At 71.5% G+C, this 6,565-nt stretch carries 6 protein-coding genes and 1 pseudogene; all 7 read left to right on the top strand.

All coding sequences use genetic code 11. The annotated features are described in order from the left end of the window. Positions 1–114 precede the first annotated feature (114 nt). Positions 115–738, top strand: a complete 624-nt coding sequence (locus JNW89_RS23515; protein WP_238450526.1) for a hypothetical protein — start codon at positions 115–117, stop codon at positions 736–738. Positions 739–887: 149 nt separating this feature from the next. Next, entirely contained in the window at positions 888–1,349 is a 462-nt protein-coding gene (locus JNW89_RS23510) for a DUF948 domain-containing protein (protein WP_238450525.1), read from the top strand. 32 nt (positions 1,350–1,381) lie between these two features. After that, a complete protein-coding gene (locus JNW89_RS23505; RefSeq protein WP_154938113.1) occupies positions 1,382–1,687 on the top strand; it encodes a hypothetical protein in 306 nt (101 codons plus the stop codon). Beyond that, positions 1,684–4,362 (top strand): alanine--tRNA ligase, encoded by a 2,679-nt coding sequence (alaS, locus tag JNW89_RS23500; RefSeq protein WP_238450524.1) that lies wholly within the window; start codon positions 1,684–1,686, stop codon positions 4,360–4,362. Before JNW89_RS23505 ends, alaS begins: the two co-directional genes overlap by 4 nt. Before the next feature lie 72 nt (positions 4,363–4,434). Continuing rightward, positions 4,435–4,896 (top strand): Holliday junction resolvase RuvX, encoded by a 462-nt coding sequence (ruvX, locus tag JNW89_RS23495; protein WP_238450523.1) that lies wholly within the window; start codon positions 4,435–4,437, stop codon positions 4,894–4,896. Continuing rightward, a complete protein-coding gene (gene mltG / locus JNW89_RS23490) occupies positions 4,893–6,095 on the top strand; it encodes an endolytic transglycosylase MltG (protein ID WP_238450522.1) in 1,203 nt (400 codons plus the stop codon). The genes ruvX and mltG overlap by 4 nt, the downstream gene beginning before the upstream one ends. A 69-nt stretch (positions 6,096–6,164) precedes the next feature. Beyond that, positions 6,165–6,565, top strand: a pseudogene (locus tag JNW89_RS23485) (shikimate dehydrogenase); the annotation flags it as partial.

Genomic DNA, 6,565 nt, shown 5'->3' with positions numbered 1-6,565 from the left:
GGCGCCGGCCGGGCCGCGACCGGCCGACCGAAGCGGCCGGCGGTCCGGGCCGGCCCGGACGAGGAGGAGCCCGTCGGCGGGCTGCAGGCGCGCCGCTCCGAGCTGCGCCGGCAGATGCGCGAGCGGCGCCGGCTCCGGCTGGGCATCCTGGTGCTGGTCAGCGTGGTGCTGCTCGGCGCGATCCCGCTCTACTTCGGCCTCCGTACGCTCAGCCACGATCCGGTCTTCGACACCCTCGACGAGCTGGACGTGCCCGGCTGGGCGGCGGCGCAGACGGTCGACAACGTCAGCGGCAGCCGCTGGTGCCTGCAGGACTGCCGGCTGCGGGAACGCACGGTGGAGTCGGAGCGGGCGCCGGAGGAGACCGCCGGGGTGTACGAGGCGGCGCTGCGCAAGGACGGCTGGGAGCCCTGGCAGGTCAGCCGCTGCCCGGAGCAGAAGGAGAAGGGCCGGTACACCTGCTGGCGCCGCGACGAGCTCACCCTCGACCTGTGGGTACGCGAACCGACCTGCGCGGCGCCGCCGGCCGCCGGGGAGTCGACGGTCCCGCCGTCCACCGAGGCGTCGCCCGCTGCGGGGACGTGTGCCGGCTCGTTGGTGTCGGTGAAGGTCCGCAACGCGATCGACGACGAACGGACCCGGCCGCAGCCGAGCACGGACCCGTCGCTGACCGGTGAGGATCCCTTCCCGACGTTCACCGAGGATCCGCTCGAGAAACTGACACGCTCACCGTCCTGAGCCGGTTTTCATCACGGACGGTAGGGTCTGGGGCTGGCGTGCCCGCCCGCTCCCGCCCGGCCCCTCGTGGGCGCGGAGCGACGGCGGGCCCGGAGACGGTCGCGCGTTCCGGACACCTCGTTCCGGAACTCTGCTTGAGGAGGACATGCGTGGATGGTGGACAGATCGCTGCGCTGATCGCGGCCGGCGCGTTCCTGATGCTGGTGCTCGTGCTGGCGGTGCCGATCCTGCGCCTGCGGCACACCGTGGACGCCACGACCCGGATGATCAACGACATCAACGAGCAGACCACCCCGCTGCTGGGGGACGTGAACACCACGGTGAAGAACGTCAACACCGCCCTCGAGCAGGTGCAGACCTCGCTGGACGGGGTGAACCTCCAGCTCGCCAAGGTCGACACCATGACCAGCCACGCGCAGAACGTCACCGCCAACGTGGCGAACCTGGCGACCGTCGTCTCCGCCGCCGCGGCCAACCCGCTGGTCAAGGTGGCCGCCTTCGGGTACGGCGTACGCCGGGCCGCCTCGGCCCGCCGGCACGCCGAGACCGAGCGTGAGGTGCGCGACACCATCAAGCAGCAGCGCCGTGCCGCGCGGCGCGGCGACCGCTGAGCCGGTCGGCGACGAGCCGGAGGGATGAGAGCATGAGGCGACTGTTCTGGCTGGGCATCGGCCTGGCCGTGGGCGTGGTGGTGGTCCGCAAGGCGACCCGCACCGCGCAGGCGTACACCCCGGCCGGAATCGCGAGCGGGCTCTCCGAATCCGCTGGCAGCCTGGTCGAGTCGCTGCGTAGCTTCGTGGAGGACGTACGGGTCGGGATGGCCGAGCGCGAGCAGGAGATCCACGAGGCGTTCGCCCGGGGCGAGGCGTTCGACGACCAGTTCGCCGAGCTGCGGGAGGACCCGCGCATCGGCGATCGAGAAATCTTTCCGGAGGAACACCAGCGATGAAGACGGCGGAGATCAAGCGGCGGTACCTCGCCCACTTCGAGGCGAACGGGCACACCGTGGTGCCGTCCGCTCCGCTGCCCGCCATCAGCGACCCGAACCTGCTGTTCGTCAACGCCGGCATGGTGCAGTTCGTCCCCTACTTCCTCGGGCAGCAGACCCCGCCGTACCGGCGGGCGGTCAGCGTGCAGAAGTGCATCCGCACCCCGGACATCGACGAGGTCGGCAAGACCAGCCGGCACGGCACGTTCTTCCAGATGAACGGCAACTTCTCCTTCGGTGACTACTTCAAGGACGGGGCGATCCCGCTCGCCTGGGACCTGGTCACCAAGCCGATCGCCGAGGGCGGCTACGGGCTGGACCCGGAGCGGATCTGGCCGACGGTCTACCTCGACGACGACGAGGCGTTCCAGATCTGGCGCTCGGTGGGCGTGCCGGCCGAGCGGATCGTCCGGCGGGGCAAGGCCGACAACTTCTGGTCGATGGGCATTCCCGGTCCGTGCGGCCCCTGCTCGGAGCTGTTCTACGACCGCGGTCCGGAGTACGGCCGCGAGGGTGGCCCGGCGGTCGACGAGGACCGCTACATGGAGTTCTGGAACCTCGTCTTCATGCAGTACGAGCGGGGCCCGGGCACCGGCAAGGAGAACTTCCCGATCCTGGGTGACCTGCCGGCGAAGAACATCGACACCGGCATGGGCCTGGAGCGGATGGCCTCGATCCTCCAGGGCGTCGACAACCTCTACGAGATCGACGAGGTCCGGCCGATCCTCGACCGGGCGGCCGAGCTGACCGGCAAGCGGTACGGCGCCCAGTCCGGGCACGTGGCCAGCGAGTCGCACCCCGACGACGTGCGCCTGCGGGTGGTCGCCGACCACGTGCGGACCGCGCTGATGCTGATCGGCGACGGGGTGACCCCGAGCAACGAGGGTCGCGGCTACGTGCTGCGGCGGATCATGCGCCGGGCGATCCGGGCGGTGCGCCTGCTGGGCTACCAGGACCGGGCGCTGCCTGAGCTGCTGCCGGTGGCCCGGGACTGCATGTCCCCGTCGTACCCGGAGCTGGCGGAGGAGTTCGACCGGATCTCCCAGTACGCGTACGCCGAGGAGGACGCCTTCCTGGCCACGCTGCGCGCCGGCACCACGATCCTGGACACCGCCATCGCCGAGACGAAGTCGGCCGGCAGGCCGGCCCTCTCCGGCGACAAGGCGTTCCAGCTGCACGACACCTACGGCTTCCCGATCGACCTGACCCTGGAGATCGCCGCCGAGCAGGGCCTGCAGGTGGACGCCGATGGCTTCCGCCGGCTGATGGCCGACCAGCGCAACCGGGCCAAGGCCGACGCGCAGGCCCGCAAGACCGGGCACACCGACGTGTCGGCGTACCGGTCGGTGCTGGACGCGGGCGGGGCGGTCGAGTTCACCGGCTACACCGAGCTGAACCGGGAGTCCCGGGTCCGCGCGGTGCTCGCCGACGGCGCCCAGGTGGGTGCGGCGGTCGAGGGCGACACCATCGAGCTGGTGCTGGACACCACCCCGTTCTACGCCGAGGGCGGTGGCCAGCAGCCGGACCAGGGCCTGATCACCGTGGGCGGCGGCCAGGTCGAGGTCTTCGACGTGCAGCAGCCGGTGCCGGGGTTGATCGTGCACCGGGCCAGGGTGCTGCGCGGCGAGGTGCGCGCCGGGGAGACCGGGTACGCGGAGATCGACGTGAGCCGGCGGCGGGCCATCTCCCGCTCGCACACCGCGACCCACCTGGTGCACCAGACGATGCGCAACTTCCTCGGCGAGTCGGCGACCCAGGCGGGTTCGCTGAACGCGCCGGGCCGGCTGCGGTTCGACTTCAACACCCCGACCGGGGTGGCGCCGAGCGTGCTGCACGACGTGGAGCAGCAGGTCAACGAGGTGCTCCTGGCGGACCTGGAGGTGCACGCCTTCATCACCACGCAGGAGGAGGCGCGTCGGATCGGCGCGATGGCGCTCTTCGGCGAGAAGTACGGCGAGCGGGTCCGGGTCGTCGAGGTCGGCGACTACGCCCGGGAGCTGTGCGGCGGCACCCACGTGGCCCGCTCGGCGCAGCTCGGCCTCGTCAAGATCCTCTCCGAGGCGTCGGTGGGCTCGGGCGTGCGCCGGATCGAGGCGCTGGTCGGCATGGACGCGTTCGGCTTCCTGGCCCGCGAGCACCTGCTGGTCACCCGGCTGGCGGAGCTGTTCCGGGTGCCCGGCGACCAGGTGGCCGACCGGGTCGAGCAGACCGTGACGCAGCTGCGCGACGCGGAGAAGGAGCTGGAGAAGCTCCGGGCCCAGCTGGTGCTGGGCGGCGCCGCGGCGCTCGCCGGGCAGGCGAAGGACGTCCGGGGCGTGGCGTACGTCGGCACCGAGGCGCCGGAGGGCGCGGCCGGCAACGACGTGCGGACCCTGGCCCAGGAGATCCGCGGCAAGATCGACCCGGCCCGGCCGGCGGTGGTGGCCGTGGCGGCCCGCGCCAACGGCAAGGCGTCCCTGGTGGTGGCCGTGAACGCGGCGGCCCGGGGTCGTGGGCTCGCGGCCAACGACCTGGTCAAGGCGGCGTTCTCCGGCCGCGGCGGGGGCAGCCCGGACGTCGCCCAGGGTGGCGGCCTGCCGGCGGCGGAAGCGCCGAACCTGCTGCTCACGGTCGAGAAGGCGATCGCCGAGGCGTGATCATGCACCATGGAACCCAGGGCGGACCGACCCGGTCCGCCCTGGCCCGTTCCGCCCCGGAAGTGGTCCGCCGTGGGTGAGTTGACCCGGGGCGTCCGGCTCGGCGTGGACGTGGGGCAGGTCCGGGTCGGGGTCGCCCGGTCGGACCCGCACGGCGTCCTGGCCACCCCGCTGGTCACCCTCGCCCGGGACCTGACGGCGGCGCCCGACGCGGTGCCCAGCGACATGGCGCAACTGGCGCAGCTGGTCGCCGAGCACGAGGCGGTGGAGGTCGTACTCGGCCTTCCGGTCAACCTCGCCGGTAAGCTCGGTCCGGCGGCGCGCCACGTGACGGCGTACGCAGACCGTTTGGCCGATGTAATAGCGCCGGTTCCGGTGACGCTCACGGACGAGAGGATGTCGACCGTCGTCGCGTCTCGTAGGCTGGCGGAGCGAGGCGTCCGGGGAAAGCGCCAACGCGCGGTGGTTGACCAGGCCGCCGCGGTCGAGATCCTGCAGAGCTGGCTGGAAGCGCAGCGGAGGCGGACGGAATGATCGACGATCTGGACCTCGGGTTCGACGAGCCGGAGAGGGGTGAGAAGGGCCGGCACCGACGCGGCTTCGTCGAGCGACGCAACGGCAGGTCCGGTGGCCGGGGGAAGACCATCTTCGCCCTGTTGATGGCGCTCGTCCTGTTGGGTGGCATCGGCGGCGGCGCCTTCTACGGCTTCGACCGGGTCCAGAACTACTTCGTCACCCCCGACTACGACGGCTCCGGCACCGGCGAGGCGATGGTCGAGGTGAAGCAGGGTGCGCTGATCGCCGACATCGGCGACGCCCTCGTCGCCGCCGACGTGGTGAAGAGCACCAAGGCCTTCATCGAGGCGGCCGAGGCGAACGCGCTCAGCAAGAACATCCAGCCCGGCCTCTACAAGGTGCGCAAGCAGATGAGCGCGGAGAAGGCCCTCGCCATGCTGCTCGACCGGAAGAACAAGGTCACCAACCAGGTGACCATCCCCGAGGGCCGCACCGCCAAGGACACCTACAAGCTGCTCTCCGAGAAGACCAAGATCCCGGTCAAGGAGTTCGAGGTCGCCGCCAAGGACCCGGAGGCGCTGGGCGTGCCGGACTGGTGGTTCGTCCGCAAGGACGGCAAGAAGGTCACCAAGTCGATCGAGGGCTTCCTCTACCCGGACACCTACGAGGTCGCGCCGAAGGCGACCGCCGAGGGCCTGCTCAAGGACATGGTCGACAACTTCCTCAGCGTCACCGGTGAGATGAAGTTCGCCGAGCAGGTCCAGGAGAAGCGGGGCGGGATCAGCCCGTACGAGGCGTTGATCGTCGCCTCCATGGCCCAGGCGGAGGCCGGCAACGCCGACGACCTCGGCAAGATCGCCCGGGTCGCGTACAACCGCGCCTACACGGGCAAGTTCCCGTGCAGCTGCCTGGAGTTCGACGTGTCGGTGAACTACTACTGGCAGCTCACCGGCAAGAAGACCAAGGCGTCGAAGGACATGACCACCGCGGACATCCGCGACCCGAAGAACCCGTACAGCACCCACGCCCACCCCGGCCTGACCCCGACCCCGATCAACAATCCGGGCAAGCAGGCGTTGCAGGGGGCGATGGACCCGCCGGAGGGCGGCTGGCTCTTCTTCGTCGCGATCGACAAGCAGGGGCACTCGGCCTTCGCCTCCACCAATGCCGAACACGAGCGCAACATCGAGAAGGCGAAGCAGAACGGGGTGCTCTGAGTCGCTACGCTGCCCTGGTCCGATCGTGGTCCGCGAAGGGGGAGTGACGTGACGGTGCACAGGGCCGCCGTGCTCGGCAAGCCCATCGCGCACTCGCTCTCCCCGGTGATCCACAACGCCGGCTACGCCGCCGCCGGGCTCACCGGGTGGTCGTACACCCGGGTGGAGTGCGCGGCCGCGGAGCTGCCGGCCCTGGTCGCCGGCCTCGGCCCGGAGTGGGCCGGGTTGTCGGTGACCATGCCCGGCAAGGAGGCGGCGCTCGCGGTGGCCGACGCCGTCTCGCCGGTCGCCGCCGCCGTCGGCGCCGCCAACACCCTGGTACGCCGTCCCGACGGCTCCTGGTACGCCGACAACACCGACGTCAGCGGCATGGTCGAGGTGCTGACCTCCGCCGGGGTGGCGCCGGGCGCACGGTGACCGTGCTCGGCGCTGGCGGCACCGCCCCGCGCGGCGCTGGCCGCGGCGGCCCG

The organism is Micromonospora sp. 4G55, assembly GCF_016803375.1.
This window is presented reverse-complemented; position numbering and strand designations above follow the sequence as displayed.

Bases quoted from the DNA above. Each gene is read 5' to 3' on its own strand.
- JNW89_RS23515 (WP_238450526.1), top strand. From the start codon at position 115: ATGCGCGAGCGGCGCCGGCTCCGGCTGGGCATCCTGGTGCTGGTCAGC.
- mltG (WP_238450522.1), top strand. From the start codon at position 4,893: ATGATCGACGATCTGGACCTCGGGTTCGACGAGCCGGAGAGGGGTGAG.
- alaS (WP_238450524.1), top strand. From the start codon at position 1,684: ATGAAGACGGCGGAGATCAAGCGGCGGTACCTCGCCCACTTCGAGGCG.
- JNW89_RS23505 (WP_154938113.1), top strand. From the start codon at position 1,382: ATGAGGCGACTGTTCTGGCTGGGCATCGGCCTGGCCGTGGGCGTGGTG.